Here is a 17499-nt window from a genome sequence, read left to right as displayed (position 1 = left end):
CACATGACCTCCGCCCCCTCCTCTTCTTCGGCCCCGCCCGCCGCCGGCGCCACCTACCGCGACGCCGGCGTGGACATCGAAGCCGGCGACGCGCTGGTCGATGCCATCAAGCCGGCGGCCAAGGCGACGGACCGCCCCGGCACCATGGGGGGCCTGGGCGGATTCGGGGCCCTGTTCGACCTGAAGGCGGCGGGTTTCAGCGATCCGGTCCTGGTCTCCTGCACCGACGGCGTCGGCACCAAGCTGATGATCGCCATCGAAAGCGGGCTGCACGAAACCGTGGGCATCGACCTGGTGGCAATGTGCGTGAACGATCTGGTCGTCCAGGGCGCGGAGCCGCTGTTCTTCCTGGATTATTTCGCCACCGGCCGGCTGGCGGTCGAGGACGCGGCCAAGGTGGTGCGCGGCATCGCCCAGGGCTGCGCCGAATCGGGCTGCGCGCTGGTGGGTGGCGAAACCGCCGAAATGCCGGGCATGTACGCCCCCGGCCATTATGACCTGGCCGGCTTCTCCGTCGGCGCCGCCGAACGTTCGGCGCTGCTGCCCTCCGGCATCGCCGCCGGCGACACGCTGATCGGGCTCACGGCCAGCGGCGTGCATTCCAACGGCTTCTCGCTGGTCCGCTCCATCGTCGCGCGCAGCGGCCTGTCGTGGAACGCCCCCTGCCCCTTCGCCGAAGGCCAGACCCTGGCCCAGGCGCTGATGACGCCCACGCGCCTCTATGTAAGGCAGGTGCTGGACCTGCATCGGCAGGGCCTGATCCAGGGCGCCGCGCACATCACCGGCGGCGGCCTGCCGGGTAATCTGCCGCGCGTGTTGCCGGCAGGCCTGACGGCGGTGGTCGACGGCGATTCCTGGCAGATCCCCCCGGTCTTCCGCTGGCTGGCACAAACCGGGCAGGTCGATGCCGACGAGATGCTGAAAGTGTTCAATTGCGGTATCGGCATGGTACTGGTCGCCCGCGACGCCGACGCCGCATTGACCGCCCTGCGCGCGGCGGGCGAAGCCCCGGTCGTGATCGGCCGCCTGGAAGCCTCCGCTCCCGACGCCCCGGCCGGCCTGCGCTTCACCACCCGCCCCGATTTCACCGGCTGACCATCCGTGAGCGAAACTTCATCGGACGATCGCTGTCCGATCGCGATTCTGATCAGCGGGCGCGGCAGCAACATGCGCGCGCTGATCGATGCCTGCGCCGCGCCGGATTTCCCGGCGCGCATCGTCATGGTCCTCAGCAACAAGCCGGAGGCGGCGGGACTTGATGTCGCCCGTGCAGCGGGCCTGCGGGCTGAGGCAATCGACCATCGCGCGTTCGGCAAGGACCGCGCGGCGCATGAACGCGCGGTGGACGCCATGCTGCGCGAGGCCGGCGTGGAACTGGTCTGCCTGGCCGGCTACATGCGCTTGCTGACGCCCTTCCTGACCGAATCCTGGGCCGGACGGATGCTCAACATCCACCCCAGCCTGCTGCCCGCCTTCCCCGGCCTGCACACGCATGAGCGCGCGCTGGAAGCCGGCGTGAAGCTGCATGGCTGCACGGTGCATCTGGTCACGGAAGTGATGGATGACGGCCCGATCCTGGGCCAGGCGGCCGTGCCGGTCCATGCCGGCGACACGCCCGAAAATCTTGCCGCACGCGTGCTGGAACAGGAACATCGCCTGTATCCGGCCGCCCTGCGCAGGCTCCTGCGGCCCGAAACGTCGCCATCGGCCGAGGATGGCGGATCGCTGCTGGTCGTCTGACCAGCCGGTGGCGGGCACCCGAGGGTGCCCGCCCACTGCCGATCAGGGCAGGATTTCGGTCTGCGCGAAGAAGAACGCGATCTCGTTGTTCGCGTTTTCCAGGCTGTCCGAACCATGGACCGAATTCGCTTCGATGCTCTCGGCGAACTCGGCGCGCACGGTGCCGGGGGCGGCCTTCTTCGGGTCGGTGGCGCCCATGACGTCACGATGCTTCAGGACGGCGTTCTCGCCTTCCAGAACCTGCACCACGACCGGGCCGGAGATCATGAACGACACCAGGTCGTTGTAGAACGGACGCTCCTTGTGGACGGCGTAGAACGCGCCGGCGACCGCTTCGGTCAGCTGAACGCGCTTCTGCGCCACGATCCGCAGGCCGGCCTCTTCGAACACGGCATTGATCTTGCCGGTCAGGTTGCGCCGGGTCGCGTCCGGCTTGATGATCGACAGGGTACGTTCGGTCGCCATGGGATGGCTCCTTCTTCTTGGTCGAATTGCATGACCGGGACCCCCTGCCCATCCGGACCGGCGCCCCTTACGCGCGCCATCTAGAGCATATTGGGCAGGACTGGTAGGTACAGCATCACGAATCCTGCCCGCCTCGCCGGGCGTACCGCCAAATTTCCGGAGCCCGCCCCCGTGAGTCTGCTCGTCATCTCCGACCTGACCCTTCGCATCGCGGGGCGCACCCTGCTGGACCGGGCGTCGCTGAGCGTCGACCCGGGGCGCAAGATCGGCCTGGTCGGGCGTAACGGTGCCGGCAAATCCACCCTGCTGGCTGCCATCGCCGGCGACATCGCACCCGATGGCGGCACCATCACCCTCTCCTCGCGCGCCCGCATGGCCCGTATCCGGCAGGAAGCCCCCTCCGGCGACGCCAACCTGCTGGACACCGTGCTGGCCGGCGATCTCGAACGCACAACCCTGCTGGCCGAATCCGAACAGACGGCCGACCCGGCACGACTGGCCGACATTCACGAACGCCTGCGCGCCATCGGCGCCGACAGCGCCCCCTCACGCGCCGCCACCATCCTGTCGGGGCTGGGGTTCGACGCCGCCGCCCAGGCTCGCCCGGTCTCGGATTTCTCGGGTGGCTGGCGGATGCGCGTGGCGCTGGCCACCGCCCTGTTCCTCAACCCCGACCTGCTGCTGCTGGACGAACCGACCAACCATCTGGACCTGGAAGCCACCATCTGGCTGGAAAGCTGGCTGGCCCGCTTCTCCGGCGCGGCGCTGATCGTCAGCCACGATCGCGGATTGCTGGACCGCTCGGTCGACGCCATCGCCCACCTCGACCAGCGCCGCCTGTCGCTGACCCCCGGCGGCTATGACGAGTTCGTCCGCATCCGCACCGAGCAGGCTCTGCAACAGGCCCGCGCCGCCGAGCGGATCGCCGCCCAGCGCGCCCATATGCAATCCTTCGTCGACCGCTTCCGTGCCAAGGCCACCAAAGCCCGGCAGGCCCAGGCCCGCGTGAAGGCGCTGGAAAAACTGCCGGTGATCGAATCGGTGGTCGAGGACACACCCACCCGCTTCGCCTTCCCCGAACCCACTCCCCTGCCGCCGCCGATGCTGACGCTGGACCGCGTGTCGGTGGGCTATGACGGCAAGCCGATCCTCTCGAACCTGTCACTGCGGCTGGACATGGAAGACCGGATCGCCCTGCTGGGGGCAAACGGCAACGGCAAATCGACCTTCGCCAAACTGATCGCCGGCCGCCTGGCCCCCCTGTCCGGGACGGCCAACCACAATCCGCGCCTGCGGGTCGGCTATTTCGCCCAGCACCAGGCCGAAGAGCTGGTGCCCGACGAAACACCCGTCGCCCACATGGCCCGCGCCATGCCCAAGGCCCCGCCCACGGCCGTACGCGCCCAGCTTGCCCGCTTCGGGCTGGATGCCGACCGCGCGGACACCGTGACCCGCGACCTGTCAGGCGGCGAAAAGGCCCGGCTGCTGCTGGCGCTCGCCACCCGGGACGCCCCTCATCTGCTGATCCTGGACGAACCGACCAACCATCTGGACCTGGACGCCCGCGAGGCGCTGATCCGCGCCCTGGCCGAATTCGAAGGCGCGGTGCTGCTGATCAGCCATGATCCGCATCTGGTCGAACTGGTCGCCGACCGGCTGTGGCTGGTGGGCGACGGCACCGTCCGCCCCTTCGACGGCGACATGGCCGAATATCGCGTCTGGCTCTCCGAACGCGCCCGCGCGGCCAGCCGGCCGGCAACCTCGCCCACCGCACCGAAGCGCGAGGACCGTCGCGACCGCGCCGAAGCACGCAAGGCCGTAGCCCCCCTGCGGAAAAAGGCGCGCGACGCCGAAGCACGCATCGGCAAACTGACGGCGGAACGCACCCGGCTGGAAACCCGCCTGGCCGACCCGGCGCTCTACGCCGCCGGCAGCGCGGAAGACGTGACGGCGATCAACACCCGCCTCGCCGCCATCGGGCGCGAAGAAGCGGCGGCCGAGGAAGAATGGCTGCTGGCCGAGGCCGCGATCGAGGAAGCTTCCACCCAGGACTGATCGGACACCAAACGCCCGACCGGGCCGTCCAGTCCCGTTTGTCCGGCGCGGCGTCCCTCTGGTATCCTTTCATTCACGGGAACGTTGCCACTATGCCTTCTGTTCCGTAGGCGCGCGCCCTTGCGGCCTCCGCCGGCATCGACGCGCGCGGACGGATATGCGAACCAATCCTCCTGCCGACCACAAAGCGGAAACGCCATGCCCCCCATCGCCGTGACCGACTCCAAGCCAGCCGCCTCGATCGAGAAGCGCGAATCCCGGCACGAAACGCCTCCCGCCGATCCGCGTGCCATCCAACTGGCCAAGATCCACGCCCTGCTCCAGAAGACGATCCTGCTGACGGCCGTGATCCTGTCGATCTGGCTGCTCGGTCCCGTGCTGATGGTCGTCTTCGCCGCGACATTGCTGGCGGTCATCCTTCACAACCTGGCGCTACTGGCCCAGCGATGGATCAGATTGCCCTACTGGCTGGCGCTCACCCTGGTCGTCGTGATCCTGCTAGCCGCCTTCGCCGGCCTGATCTGGAGCAGCGGTCCCACGATCGCCGAACAGGCGACACGCCTGCGCGTGGCGCTGACCACGCAGGCCTATGCGGTGCGGGCACAACTGGGCACCAGCGAGTTCGGGCGCACGCTGCTGGACTATCTGCCCCAGGCGCTGGGCGGCACCCAGACCGGCGGCAGCGGTGGCGAAGGCATGGGCTCACGCATCGCCGGGTCGATGACCGGCGTCCTCTCCTCGGCATTCGGTGCCGTCGGCACGCTGGCGGTGATCCTGATCGCCGGCCTGTATTTCGCCCTTTCTCCCGCGCTGTACGTCAACGGCCTGCTGCGCCTGTTCCCCACGGCGCACCGCCCGACCGCGCGCGAACTGCTGCTGGTGGCGGGGCGCACATTATGGGCCTGGACCGCCGGCCAGGCGCTGGATATGTTCGTCGTCGGCCTGCTGTCCGCACTCGGCCTGTGGTTCATCGGCGTGCCGCTGGCGCTGGCGCTGGGCGTCGTCGCCGGCCTGGCAAATTTCATTCCCTATATCGGGGCCTTCATCGGCGCGATTCCCGCCATCCTGCTGGGCCTGTCGGTCGGCACGCGCGAGGGGCTGATGGTGCTGGGGCTCTATACCGCCATCCAGTTCTTTGAGGGCAATGTCATGGCGCCGCTGATCCAGCGCCATGCGGTGCAGATGCCGCCCGGCGTGACCATCCTGTCGCAGACCGTGTTCGGCACCATTCTCGGCCTGCCGGGACTGATCCTGGCCTCGCCGCTGACGGCGGCTCTGCTGGCCGTGATGGACCGCGCCAGCCCGCCGCTCGACGAGTCCGACCGGGTCTGAACCCGGTCGACGCGTTCATAGCCGGTCGGTAACCGGCCGGATATACGGGCGGATATCCACCCCCTGCATGCCGGCATGACCGGCCGCCGCCAGCCCTTCGGCGCTATCCTCCAGCACCAGGCAGCCATCGGGCGCGGCGCCGAGCCGGCGCGCGGCCTCCAGAAACAGGTCGGGGGCCGGCTTGGGGCGCGCCACATCGTCGATGGTCACGACCGTATCGAACAGGTCCAGCAATCCGGTGCGGGTCAGCGACGCAAGCACAATCTCGCGCGAACCGCTGGACGCCACCGCCATCGGCAGCGTGCCCCGATACCGGCGGGCCAGGTCCGCCACCACGGCGATTTCCCGTAGGTCGGCCATTGCGGAGAGCACATTCCGCCGGGCGGCACGGACGATGGCGGGACGATCCAGCGAGCGCCCCAGTTCCGCCTCCATCAGGTCCAGCACCATATGTTCCGAAAGACCGCCCCGGCCATGGAACCATTCCGGCGCCACCTCATGCGCCGCCTCCGACTGCAGCGCGGCCAGCCACGCCCGCAGATAGAGCGGCAACGTATCGACCAGTGTGCCGTCGCAATCGAAGATCAGCGCCGTCGCATGCGCCGGGACGGCAATCACGGAAAGGCGGTCCGCTCGTAGGGATGCTGGTCCACAAGCTGGCGCAGCGGCGCGAAATCGCCTTCGGAGAACTGATGAACACGGATCACGGCACCCGGCCGGTCCTCCAGGAACACCGTATCGTTCCAGTCGGCGGCGCTGATACCGGTCCACAGCGTCATGCTGTAGGGGACGGGCTTGCCGTCCGGCCCGGCCGGCCGGTTTGCCGTCAGGGTGATGGTGGCATCGCCCGATGAAGGCGGCGTCTGTCCCAGCGGCCCCCAGACGGCGCGATGATGTTGCAGCCAGTCATTGAGCGTATGGATTTCCGCCGCCGACAGCGCACGCTGCTGGCGCATCGGCCCCACACTGATCACCCCCGATGTCATCTCGGGAATGGCCAGCGGCTTGAAATTCGGCATCGCGAAGGACCACAGCACGGCCGTTGTTCCGACCGTGACCCCCAGGAATCCCAGAAGCAGCGCTGTTTCCCGTCTCATGCCAATGTCTTTCTCGTTTATCCGCGAACAGCCGCGACAATGCGCGCGACCTCCGCATCCGTCAGTTCGGGGTGGATGGGCAGGGCAAGAATACGGCAAGCCAGATCTTCGGCAACAGGCAACGCCGTTCCGTCATGATGGCCCTGATATGCGGGCTGAAGGTGGAGCGGGCGCGGATAATAGATGGCCGAGGGCACGCCATGCGCCTTCAGCCGATCCTGCAAGGCCGTGCGGGCGGCCTCGCTTTCGGTCAGCACGGCATAGACCGCCCACGCGCTCTGCGCGTCCGCCACCCGTGCCGGCGTAACGACGGCCCCCTCCAGGCCCAGATCATAGGCCCGCGCGATCGCCTCGCGCCGCGCCAGCTCGTCGTCGAACCCTTCCAGCTTCGCCAGCAGGATCGCCGCCTGGATCGTATCGAGCCGCCCGTTCATGCCCGTACGCAGCACTTCGTACCGCGTCTTGCCTTCGCCATGGGTGCGCAGCGAGCGGTACAGCTCCGCCCGCTCCGGGTCGTCGGTCAGGATCGCGCCGCCATCGCCATAGCCGCCCAGCGGCTTGGACGGGAAGAAGGACAGGGTCGTCGCCGTGGCCTCGCACCCCAGCTTGCGCCCCGACAGCGCCCCGCCGAACGACTGGGCGCAATCATCCATCAGGAACAGCCCCTCGCGCTCCGCGATCGCCCGCAATTCGGGCCAGGGCGCCGGCTGGCCGAACAGATCGACCCCCACGATCGCCCGCGGGCGCAACCGCCCGGCGGCGCGCACTTGGTCAATTCGCTGCTCCAGGCTGGCCGGGTCGATCTGGAAAGTCCGGGGATCGACATCGACGAACACCGGCGTCGCATTCAATAGCAGCGGCACCTCCGCCGTTGCCGTATAGGTAAAGGCCGGCAGGAAGACGGCATCCCCCGGCCCCATGCCCTCGGCCATCATCACGATCTGGATCGCATCGGTGCCGGAGGACACGCCGACGCATTCGCCCGCGCCGGCATAGGCCGCCAGGGCCTGTTCCAGTTCCGCCACTTCCGGCCCCATCACGAACCGGCAATGAGCCATTACCGTGTCGACCCGCCGCCGGATCGCATCGCCCAGCCGCGCCTGCTGCGCCGGCAGGTCGAGAAACGCGATGGGCGGAAGGCTGTCGGAAAGCGGGGCAGTCATGGATGCATCGTCCTTTCGGCGTCAGTCGGCTCCGGGGTCGGTTCCGCCATCGTATCGTGCAGATCGCCTGTCGGGTTATGGGCGAATTCGGGAACGAGACCCTTGATCAGCGCAAGGACCGAAGGCGCATCGCCGCTGTGGCAGGTCGCCGCCAGCCGGTCGATGACCAGCCCCACCGCATGGCTGTCCACGATGCGCGGCGTCGCCATGCGCAGGCCCGGATGATCGGTCGGCGCCGGGGCCTCGCGCCCATGGAACAGTTCTTCGAACAGTTTTTCGCCGGGACGCAGGCCGGTGAAATGGATCGGCACGTCGATCTGCGGACGCAGCCCGGCCAGACGGATCATCTGCCGCGCCAGATCGACGATCTTGACCGGCTTGCCCATGTCCAGCACGAAAATCCCGCCATTGCGCAGCAGTGTGTCCGTCCCGCTTCCGGCCTGGTCGCGGATCGTGCCGCGCACGCTGGCCTGCAGGACCAGCCCCACGGCTTCGGACACCGTCATGAAATAACGCTGCATGTCCGGATGGGTAACGGTCAGCGGGCCCCCCCGCTCCAACTGACGGCGAAACAGCGGCACGACCGATCCCGTCGACCCCAGCACATTGCCGAATCGCACGGTCACGCAGCGCATGGCGTTGCCGCCCCCGCTTCGGGCCTCGACATCCAGCGCCTGGCAATACATCTCGGCCGCGCGCTTGGACGCCCCCATCAGGCTGGACGGGTTCACCGCCTTGTCGGTCGAGACCATGACCAGGGCCAGCGCCCCGTTGCGCGCCGCCGCATCGGCCACCACGCGGGTTCCGATCACATTGGTCAGCACGCCCTCGCACGGGTTGGCCTCGACCATCGGCACATGCTTCAGAGCCGCGGCATGAAAGACCAGTTCCGGCCGATAGAGGGCGCAGATCTCCTCCATCCGGTCGCGATCACGGATATCGGCCAGGATCGCCTCGCGCCGGATGGCGGGCGCCCGTTCGGACAGTTCCAGGTCGATCTGCCACAGGGCAAACTCCCCATGGTCCAGCAACAGCAGATGCCCGGGCGCATATCCCGCGATCTGCCGGGCCAGCTCCGACCCGATCGACCCGCCGGCCCCCGTCACCAGGATCGTGCGCCCCCCCAGCAGGGCCGCCATCCCCTCCCGGTCCAGATCCACCTGCGGCCGGTTCAGCAGGTCCTCGATCGCGATCGGCCGCAGTTCCAGGCGCGTGGCCGGGGTCAATTCGGTCAGGTTCGGCGCCCGCTGGACGGACAGGCCCCGCTGCTCGGCCGATGTCAGGACCCGCGCCAGTTCCTCACCCCGGAATTCGGCATCGGTCACAATCAGCAGGTCGGGCCAGTCCCTCCCGCCACGGGCGCGGTCCAGGATGTCGTCCATGGTCCGCACATGGCCCAGAATGGGCACGCCATGGATTCTGCGCCCCGTCTGCCGCCGCCCTCCGGTCACGATGCCCGCAACCCGGAACGCCGAATGCGGCGCGCGCTCGATGGCGCGGATGAACAGGTCGGCGGACTGATCGGACCCGATCAGCACTACCTGGCAGGACGGATACCGCCGCGTCGCATGCCGGCAGGACAGGCGGTAGACGATCCGCAGACCGCCCAGCGACACCAGCAGCACCAGGGCATGGATGAACGGAAAGGCCGGGGTGGGAATCGGAAAGCCGGTGACATAGAGGCCCAACGAGAACAGGATGGCGCTCGCCGCCGACGCCCCGGCAATTCCCAGCAGGTCGTCCACCCCGGAAAAGCGCCAATATTGCTGCTGGACGCGGAATGGTAGGCTGCTGAGCACCAGCGTGATCGCGCCACCCGCGATGAACCACAGCGGATGCAGCAGGCCGCCCCCAGGGTCGGCCAGCCAGCGGGCCAGCGGAGCCGAGAGCGCGGCAAGCCCTCCATCCAACATCACGTTGACGGCGATTCGGTTGACCGGACGCCGCCAGTCGGCGGGCTCGTCGGGGTCAGGACGTTGCGAGGCCATTATCCCGACCATATAGCCCAGCCCATTCCATGCTAGAAGAAGCCATGACGACAAAACATCGCGGCAGCCGGTCGTGATCGCCCCCTTCCCGACCCTGGCCTTCCCGTTCCTGCTGTTCGCCACCTGGATCACCGCCGGCCTCGTCGTCGCGGCGACGATCCGCCTGGGCGTCATGGACCATCCGGGACATCGCAGTTCCCACACAAGGCCCACGCCCAAGGGCGGGGGCATCGGCATCGTGGGGGCATTCGTATTGGCGGTGCCCGTCGGGCGCATGCTCCATGGCATGACGCCGCTGGACTTGCCCGTCGCCGCCCTGCTGGCCGCGACACTCCTGCTGGGCGCGATTTCCTGGCTGGACGATGTCTATCAATGGCCACCCCTCGTCAAACTGGGGGCGCAGATCGGGGCAGCTATCCTGGTGGCCATGACACTGCCGCCCCCCCCCGGCCTTTCCGCCATGTTGCCCACGCCCCTGGCCTTTCCAGCCTGGTGGGTCCTGGCGATTTCGGCCCTGGTTTTCACGACCAATGCGGTCAACTTCATGGACGGGCTGAACGGGCTGGTATCGGGGTCCGTCATGCTGGCCTGCCTCCTCCTCGGCACCCTGGCGGCAGGCACGCCCCTCGGGGGCATGGCCCTTCTGCTGGCGGCGGCGCTGGCAGGCTTCCTGCCGTTCAATTTTCCATCGGCCCGCATCTTCATGGGCGATGTCGGCAGCCAGCCCTGCGGGCTTCTGGTGGGCGCATTCGCGCTGACCTGCGCAAGCCACCCCGGCATGACCGCATGGTACGTGGTTCCCATGCTGCTGGGCGGACTGATCTACGATGTCCTGTATACGCTTGTCCGTCGCTGGCGGAACGGTGCCCGCCTGATGGAAGGCCATCGCGAGCATCTATACCAGCGTGCGACACAGAGCGGCCTCTCGCCGGTTGCCGTCACTCTTGTCCACTGGTCGTTCGTCCTGTGGGGAGGAATGGCGGCATACGCCGTCCTGCACGATATCATGGGGGTAGCGGCAGGCCTGATGGCCGCCCTGCTGCCGCAATTGCTGTGGAGCGCCGTCGTCGAACGGCGCGTGCGGCCACCGACCCGGATCGCCTAAGCGGCGAATCGGAGGTCGGCGGCCGAAGAGCCGATCAGTTGGTCAGCGTCAGTTCCAGCCCCTGAGCGGCGCCAGCCAGCCGCGCGCCCTTCGAGATCGTATCGATCTTGATCGTCACGCCATTGCCATTGTGCAGCAGGCTGCCGCCCACACCGCTAACCAGCGTCGCCTCACCATTGCCGGCGACATAGGTGCCGTTGAAATCGTGCAGGTTCTTCAAGTTATAGACGGTGCCCGTGCCTTCGATCTCCGAATATCCAACCGCCGCGATCGACCCGCCCTTGATCGTGAAAGAGTAGGTATGGTGGCCGTAGGTCAGCTTTCCCCTGCCCCATGTCCAGCCGACGCCGACATCGGCGGATTTGGCAACCAACCGGATATGCCCGACGGGCGTACCCAGTTCATCGGCGGCACGGGCGGTCACCGGGCCCGGAAGGGACGTCATCAGAAACGGAACGGCAAGAGCGGCCACGGCAACGAAACGCGATGCCATATGCATGATCTTTCTCCTTCGGTCTGTCCCGATCGGCTGAATCGACGTGCATGGGGAATCGGCACCCCTATGGGCGCGCGCAGGCACGCCGCGGGCGGACCATCGGTCACACCTGGCTATCGGCCCGCTCGTCCGATCGGTCTGTCGTCTTCCAGAATGGAAATGACGGCTGCCCGGACGGGCAGCCGTCCCGCCGAATTCAGCCGGCGGCGCGGCGCGGCGCGCGCTCTTCGCGCACGATCTTGGCCGTGCGCCCGGTCGCCGGCACGCCAGCGGCCTCACCCATGATCGAACGCAGTTCGCGCAGATAGGCCGAGCCCTTCAGCGTGCGCTGCACCAGCACCGAACGGCGATCCATCGGGTCCACCTTGCGGCGGGCCAGATCCAGTTCGCCGAGCCGGTCGAGGGCACGGGTGATGGCGGGCTTGGACACGTTCAGCGCCGCCGCGAGGCCACGGACGGTATGCGCCCCTTCCTCGAGATAGCAGGTGAGGAAGACGCCAAGCTGGCGGGCCGACAGATCGGGCCCGTCACGGCGCACCATGGCAACGATGGTGTCGCGCAGGGTGTTGACCAACTGGTCAGTGGTCGATGAGTTCTGAGCCATAGTGAAAAAGCCTTTCCCGAGGAGGTCGGCAACGCCCCCAAAAAGTTTTGCCGCCAGCGTTCCCGCTCAGGGCCGACGGTCATTCCAGAACCGTATATAGTTTCAGAATGCGGCAGATATAAGCCCGTGCAACGGGGATAGTTCGATCCTTGTCATTATTTCACGATTGCGCGCTGTCCCTTGCATGAAGGATCGGCAACAAAGCTGCGTACACAGCCCGCAAAACCGGGATTTCCCCTCCTTCCGGCCGTCCGGAACGGTAATGATCGTTCCATGCATACAGATCGATATGTGCCCAGCGCACGCCTGTTTTGATGAATTTTTTTAAAAAGAGGGCCGCCGTAAGCGATCCGGCCATGGGTTTTGCCGACACATTGTTCATATCGGCCACCGGACTCCGCAGCCACGAGGCATAATCATCCCATAGCGGCAGGCGCCACAGCGGGTCGCCGCATCCCTCTCCGGCCTCCAGAATCGCCTGCGCGACCCGATCGTCATTGCTGAACAGAGCCGGCAAGTCCGGCCCCAGCGCCACCCGAGCGGCGCCGGTCAGGGTGGCGGCGTCGATCAGCAGGTCCGGGTCCGCATCGCCGGCTTCGGTCAGCAGGTCGCACAGCACCAGCCGGCCTTCAGCATCCGTATTGCCGATCTCCACCGTCTGCCCTGACCGCGTGACCACGACATCCGACGGACGCATGGCGGTGCCCGAGATGCTGTTTTCGATGCATCCCAGGCGAAGCTCCAGGCGGATGGGCAGGTCCCGCACCATCACCAGCCGGGCCAGGGCCAGCATGACGGCAGCCCCGCCCATGTCCTTCTTCATGCGCAGCATCCCGGCCGCCGGCTTGATGTCATAGCCACCGGTGTCGAAGCACACGCCCTTGCCGACCAGCGACAGCAACGGCGCCTTCGGGCCGGCCCGGCTGCCCTCCCAGCGGGCCACGACCACTTTCGGGGCGCGCGCCGACCCGGCCCCGACATGGGCCACGGTCGGATAGGCCCGCGCCAGCTTCCTCCCCTTCACGATCTCCAGCCGCGCGCCCAGCGGTTCCAGCAGGGTGCGGGCGGCGTCGGCCAGTTCGGCCGGCCCCATCAGGTTGGGCGGCGCATTGATCAGGTCACGCCCCAGCCGGATCGCATGCGCGACCTCCGCCCCCGCCGCACCGCCCGCCGGCACGACCAGGCGCGCAATATCCCGGTCTGGCGAGGCCGCACGACCGAACGCGGGCATGCGATAAGCCCCGACGCAGAACCCCAGAACCGCCGTGTCGGGGGCAATACCATCAGGCAGCGCGATCTTCCACGCCCCCGCCGGCAGACTGCTCGCCAGCGTGCCGAACTGAAACGGGTCGGGCCCCGCCCGTACGCCCAGCACCGCCGCGCCCACACCATCCTTGCCCGGCACCAGCCCCAGTTCCCCGACCTGCCCCCGAAAACCCGAATCGCGAAGGAAGGCAGCACCCGACTCACCGACTCGTTCCGCCAGGGTCCCGAGATCGGCCTGGGTGATCGCATGGACCACGCGGACGCCACTGCGTCGCCCCCGTGTGGACGGTAACAGGCAGGGGAATTCTTCAATGGACATCAGCGGCCTCCGCGATCCGAACACCCCCAGCGTGCGTCCAGTACGCAGGCAACGCAACCGGTCAGTACCTTATTCTACAATCGTGACGCGGGTTTTGCTTGCAATCCGTCCGGGGTCATCTGAGCATGGCACCATGATGGGTGCATCCTCGGGGGCCGGGTCCCCCAGTGCCGCGCGACACGCTCTCCATCCTGCGAATGCCAGGAGAATCAGGGCCGTCCTCGGCCCGACCAATACGGGCAAGACCCACTTGGCCATCGAGCGGCTGCTGGCCCATTCCAGCGGCATCATCGGCTTTCCCCTGCGCCTGCTGGCCCGCGAGAATTACGAGCGCATGGTCGCCGCGAAAGGTGCCGGCGCGGTCGCGCTGATCACGGGCGAGGAAAAGATCGTCCCGCCCAACGCCCGCTGGTTCTCCTGTACCGTCGAGGCCATGCCGCTGGACCAGCGCGCGGAATTCGTCGCGGTCGACGAGATCCAGCTCTGCGCCGATCCCGACCGGGGCCATATCTTTACCGACCGGCTGCTGCATGCCCGCGGCATGGTGGAAACCATGTTCCTGGGGGCGGAAACAATCCGCCCGCTGCTGCGCCGCCTGGTGCCGGGGATCGAGATCGACACCCGCCCCCGCCTCTCCAGCCTCACGCATCTGGGCGCCTGCAAGCTCACCCGCCTGCCCCCCCGCTCCGCGATCGTCGCCTTCTCGGCGACCGAAGTCTATGCGATCGCCGAGCTGATCCGGCGCCGGCGCGGGGGCTGCGCCGTCGTCATGGGGCAGCTCTCCCCGCGCACGCGCAACGCGCAGGTCGCGCTGTATCAGGAACGCGAGGTCGATTACCTGGTCGCGACCGACGCGATCGGCATGGGCCTGAACATGGACGTCAACCATGTCGCCTTCGCCGGCCTGTCGAAATTCGACGGCATGCGGGCCCGGCGGCTCTTCCCCGCCGAAATCGCCCAGATCGCCGGCCGGGCCGGACGCGGCATGCGCGACGGCACCTTCGGCACCGCCGGCACCTGCCCCCCTTTGTCGGAGGAAGTCGTCGAGGCAGTCGAAACCCACCGTTTCGATCCGATCGAGCGCCTGTTCTGGCGCAACAGCGATCTGGATTTCTCCAATCCCGAGGCCCTGCTGGCCAGCCTGAGCCGCCCCCCGCCCTTGGTGGGACTGACCGCCGGCAACGAGGCGACCGACGTGCTGACCCTCAGCAGCCTGGCGGCAGTGCCGGATATCCGCAATCTCGTCCGCTCGTCCCGCGCCACCCGGCTGCTATGGGAGGCCTGCCAGATCCCCGATTTCCGCAAGCTGGGCGACGAGAGCCACACCAGGCTCTGCGCGCGGATCTTCACCCATGTCGTGCGCGACCAGCATGTGCCCGAATCCTGGATGGAGGCGCAGATCGCGGGCTTCACCCGGATCGACGGCGATATCGATTCCCTCATGCACCGCCTCTCGGGCATCCGCGTCTGCGCCTATATCGCCGCCCGCCGGGACTGGGTGCGCAACGCCCCCCACTGGCAGGAACGCACCCGCGCGGTCGAGGACCAGTTGTCGGACGCACTGCACGAGCGGCTGACCGCCCGCTTCGTCGATCGCCGCGCCGCCTCCCTGATCCGCCGCCTGGACGAATCCGCCGAGGAAGATCTGCTTTCCGCCGTCACCGCCCAGGGCGAGGTCGTGGTGGAAGGCCATCCGGTGGGCCGGGTGGCGGGCCTGGACCTGGTAGCGGATTCCGCCTCCGCCCTGCCCGAGCAGCGCCTGCTGCTGCGCGCCGCGCGCCGTGCCCTGCGGACCGAGATCCCCCGACGCGTCCAGACACTTACGCAGGCGCCGGACGACGCCTTCGCGTTTTCGGCCGATGGACGGTTCGTCGAATGGGATGGCGGCATGATCGCGCGTCTGCGCGGCGGCGACCATCTGCTCCGGCCGCGCATCGACGTCATGGACAATTCCTTTCTCGACGGCGCGCAGAAGGAACGCATCCGGGCCCATCTGGCACAATGGCTGGACCGCCAGGTGCGCGAGGCGATGGCCCCCCTGTTCGCCGCCCGCGCCGCCGTGGAGGCGGACCCGACGCTGCGCGGCATCCTGCATCGGCTGGAAGAACAGGGCGGCGTAGTGGCCGACAGCCTGTCCGTGCCCCCTGCCCTCCGTGCCCGCCTCAAGGATCTGGGCGTGCGCATCGGCCGGCATGCGGTGCTGATGCCCGCCCTGCTGCGGCCCCATGCCATGCGCCTGCGCGCGATCCTGCTAGCGGCGCGCGCCGGGCGAAAACTGCCCGACCTTCCGCCCCCCGGCGCGGTCTCGGTCCCGGCCGACGGCCCGCATGACGCCATCCTGGCGCAGTTGGGGTGGATCGCCGCCGGCCCGGTGCGCCTGCGCCTCGATATTGCCGAGAAACTGTCCGGCGAACTGCGCTGGCGGGCCCGCAACGGCCCAGTGCCCCTGCCCGACGGATTGCCGTCCCGCCTGGGCGTCAGGCCGGAAATGGTGGCGGCCATCCTCAAGGCTCTGGACATTCCCGTCCGCGCCGCCCGCCCACTGGGCGCCAGCGAATACGGTCCGGCCGCCCCGGCCATGCTGGCGGTGACGCAGGATGCGCGACGCCGCCAACGGCACCGGACGGTTCCCGCCCCCCATGACGGCCCACCCCGCCCGTCCGGAAAGGCGAAGGGCCAGGCAGCAAAACCCACCCGCCCCATCCCCCCCCGGGCCCCGCATCCCGTCCCGGAGGGCCCGTTCGCGGCGCTGGCCGTGCTGAAATCCCCGCGCCGATGAGCCGCGAGCGCACCGCCCCGGATGAAGCCGCGACACAGAGGCTCGATAGCTGGCTGTGGTGCGCGCGCTTTGCCCGCAGCCGGCCCGACTGCGCCCGCATGGCCCAGGCCGGCCTGGTGCGGATCAACCGGCAGCGGACCGAAAAGGCCCATGCGCTGGTACGCCCGGGCGATATCCTGACCTTGCCACCCCCGACCGGCGACGGCGTGATGGTGCTGCGGATCGTGTCGCTGGCACAGCGGCGCGGCCCGGCAACGGTGGCCCGCCTGCTCTACGAGATCGTGCCGGAGCGGGCCCTGTCGCCCGTGGACTGACCGTCGCCGCGCCCCGACAGGCCGGCATGGCGTCTTTGACTTGCCATGGCTTCAAAAGACTTTCATACCAACGCCCATCATAGGCGAGGCTCCCGTTGGCGGCACCTCGCAGGCCCCAAGGCTGATGATGTCGTCGATCGACGTTATCGCAGCTACAGATAATCGGAGATGAACGATGACCTACGTGGTCACCGAAAACTGCATTCGCTGCAAGTTCATGGACTGTGTCGAGGTGTGCCCGGTCGATTGCTTCTATGCCGGCGAGAACTTCCTGGTCATCAACCCCGACGAGTGCATCGATTGCGGTGTGTGCGAACCGGAATGCCCGGCTGAAGCCATCGTTCCCGACAGCGACGACCGCGCTGCCGCCTGGGCCGAGATCAATGCCAGCTATTCCGCCAAATGGCCCAACATCACGCGCAAGGGCACTGCCCCCGCCGACGCCGAGGAATGGAAGGACAAGCCCGGCAAGAAGGACCTCCTGTCGCCGGAGCCGCACAAGGACTGATATCAAGGATTATGGTCTCCAACCGGTAGAGATCAGACGGTATTGCGAGGCAGATTCAGCGTTTCGGCGACATCCCGTGCGGTGAAGAGCGAATCTGCCTCAAGATGCAGTTACTGGTCCTGCTCATGACCAATTCGACCGGCGCATCCACCCACGGCCCCATGCTGCATATCCGCAGGCAGCACTGGCGATTATTCTTGTTTTCTCGCTGCGTGCGGCCGTGGAATGCGACAGCCCGGCCTCTGGGTCTCGTCACTATGATCGACAA

General features: G+C 67.9%; 16 protein-coding genes. 8 read left to right on the top strand and 8 right to left on the bottom strand.

From position 1 onward, the window contains the following. The first annotated feature begins 3 nt into the window (after nucleotides 1-3). Both purM and purN read left to right on the top strand, forming a co-directional pair. Nucleotides 4-1095 carry a phosphoribosylformylglycinamidine cyclo-ligase gene (gene purM, locus HLH35_RS11935; RefSeq protein ID WP_182979341.1) on the top strand — a complete coding sequence of 364 codons (1092 nt, stop codon included), beginning with the start codon at nucleotides 4-6 and terminating at the stop codon, nucleotides 1093-1095. Between the two features lie 6 nt (nucleotides 1096-1101). Continuing rightward, the gene (purN, locus tag HLH35_RS11930; protein ID WP_182979340.1) at nucleotides 1102-1740 is read left to right on the top strand and encodes a phosphoribosylglycinamide formyltransferase; all 639 of its coding nucleotides are present in this window, start codon (nucleotides 1102-1104) and stop codon (nucleotides 1738-1740) included. Nucleotides 1741-1782: 42 nt separating this feature from the next. On the opposite strand, the gene ndk is transcribed toward purN, so the two are convergent. Continuing rightward, nucleotides 1783-2205, bottom strand: a complete 423-nt coding sequence (gene ndk, locus HLH35_RS11925; protein ID WP_182965653.1) for a nucleoside-diphosphate kinase — start codon at nucleotides 2203-2205, stop codon at nucleotides 1783-1785. A gap of 171 nt (nucleotides 2206-2376) precedes the next feature. On the opposite strand from ndk, the gene HLH35_RS11920 reads away from it, so the two are divergent. Beyond that, nucleotides 2377-4260, top strand: coding sequence for an ATP-binding cassette domain-containing protein (locus HLH35_RS11920; RefSeq protein WP_182979339.1), 1884 nt, complete (start codon nucleotides 2377-2379; stop codon nucleotides 4258-4260). A 198-nt stretch (nucleotides 4261-4458) separates the two neighbouring features. Next, nucleotides 4459-5592, top strand: a complete 1134-nt coding sequence (locus HLH35_RS11915) for an AI-2E family transporter (RefSeq protein ID WP_182979338.1) — start codon at nucleotides 4459-4461, stop codon at nucleotides 5590-5592. A gap of 15 nt (nucleotides 5593-5607) precedes the next feature. On the opposite strand, the gene HLH35_RS11910 is transcribed toward HLH35_RS11915, so the two are convergent. Genes HLH35_RS11910 through HLH35_RS11895 form a run of 4 tightly spaced genes read right to left on the bottom strand, consistent with a single transcriptional unit; the run spans nucleotide 5608 to nucleotide 9840 of the window. Beyond that, entirely contained in the window at nucleotides 5608-6210 is a 603-nt protein-coding gene (locus tag HLH35_RS11910) for an HAD-IA family hydrolase (protein WP_182979337.1), read from the bottom strand. Beyond that, nucleotides 6207-6689: a hypothetical protein gene (locus tag HLH35_RS11905; RefSeq protein WP_182979336.1), complete on the bottom strand. Its 483-nt coding sequence runs from the start codon at nucleotides 6687-6689 to the stop codon at nucleotides 6207-6209. The genes HLH35_RS11910 and HLH35_RS11905 overlap by 4 nt, the downstream gene beginning before the upstream one ends. 17 nt (nucleotides 6690-6706) lie before the next feature. Further along, nucleotides 6707-7852: a DegT/DnrJ/EryC1/StrS family aminotransferase gene (locus HLH35_RS11900; protein WP_182979335.1), complete on the bottom strand. Its 1146-nt coding sequence runs from the start codon at nucleotides 7850-7852 to the stop codon at nucleotides 6707-6709. Then, entirely contained in the window at nucleotides 7849-9840 is a 1992-nt protein-coding gene (locus HLH35_RS11895; protein WP_246385042.1) for a polysaccharide biosynthesis protein, read from the bottom strand. Before HLH35_RS11895 ends, HLH35_RS11900 begins: the two co-directional genes overlap by 4 nt. A gap of 73 nt (nucleotides 9841-9913) precedes the next feature. Between HLH35_RS11895 and HLH35_RS11890 the strand changes: the two genes are divergently transcribed. Then, entirely contained in the window at nucleotides 9914-10945 is a 1032-nt protein-coding gene (locus HLH35_RS11890) for an MraY family glycosyltransferase (RefSeq protein WP_182979333.1), read from the top strand. Nucleotides 10946-10979: 34 nt separating this feature from the next. Here the strand turns inward: HLH35_RS11890 and HLH35_RS11885 are convergent, their stop codons facing one another. From HLH35_RS11885 to HLH35_RS11875, 3 genes are all read right to left on the bottom strand, one after another. Then, nucleotides 10980-11438 carry a hypothetical protein gene (locus tag HLH35_RS11885; RefSeq protein WP_408870121.1) on the bottom strand — a complete coding sequence of 153 codons (459 nt, stop codon included), beginning with the start codon at nucleotides 11436-11438 and terminating at the stop codon, nucleotides 10980-10982. Nucleotides 11439-11637: 199 nt separating this feature from the next. Continuing rightward, nucleotides 11638-12045: a MarR family transcriptional regulator gene (locus HLH35_RS11880; RefSeq protein WP_182948548.1), complete on the bottom strand. Its 408-nt coding sequence runs from the start codon at nucleotides 12043-12045 to the stop codon at nucleotides 11638-11640. 160 nt (nucleotides 12046-12205) lie between these two features. Next, the gene (locus HLH35_RS11875) at nucleotides 12206-13630 is read right to left on the bottom strand and encodes a leucyl aminopeptidase family protein (RefSeq protein ID WP_182979332.1); all 1425 of its coding nucleotides are present in this window, start codon (nucleotides 13628-13630) and stop codon (nucleotides 12206-12208) included. A gap of 133 nt (nucleotides 13631-13763) precedes the next feature. On the opposite strand from HLH35_RS11875, the gene HLH35_RS11870 reads away from it, so the two are divergent. The 3 genes from HLH35_RS11870 to fdxA all read left to right on the top strand — a co-directional run bounded on the left by HLH35_RS11870 (nucleotide 13764) and on the right by fdxA (nucleotide 17231). Then, a complete protein-coding gene (locus HLH35_RS11870; RefSeq protein ID WP_182979331.1) occupies nucleotides 13764-16409 on the top strand; it encodes a helicase-related protein in 2646 nt (881 codons plus the stop codon). Then, entirely contained in the window at nucleotides 16406-16723 is a 318-nt protein-coding gene (locus HLH35_RS11865) for an RNA-binding S4 domain-containing protein (RefSeq protein WP_182979330.1), read from the top strand. Before HLH35_RS11870 ends, HLH35_RS11865 begins: the two co-directional genes overlap by 4 nt. Nucleotides 16724-16898: 175 nt before the next feature. Beyond that, nucleotides 16899-17231 (top strand): ferredoxin FdxA, encoded by a 333-nt coding sequence (gene fdxA / locus HLH35_RS11860; RefSeq protein ID WP_012225727.1) that lies wholly within the window; start codon nucleotides 16899-16901, stop codon nucleotides 17229-17231. Nucleotides 17232-17499: the final 268 nt, after the last annotated feature.

Source organism: Gluconacetobacter asukensis (assembly GCF_014174375.1).
Lineage (GTDB): Bacteria > Pseudomonadota > Alphaproteobacteria > Acetobacterales > Acetobacteraceae > Gluconacetobacter > Gluconacetobacter asukensis.
The sequence above is the reverse complement of the archived record's forward strand: the minus strand, read 5'-3'. Positions and strand labels throughout refer to the sequence as shown.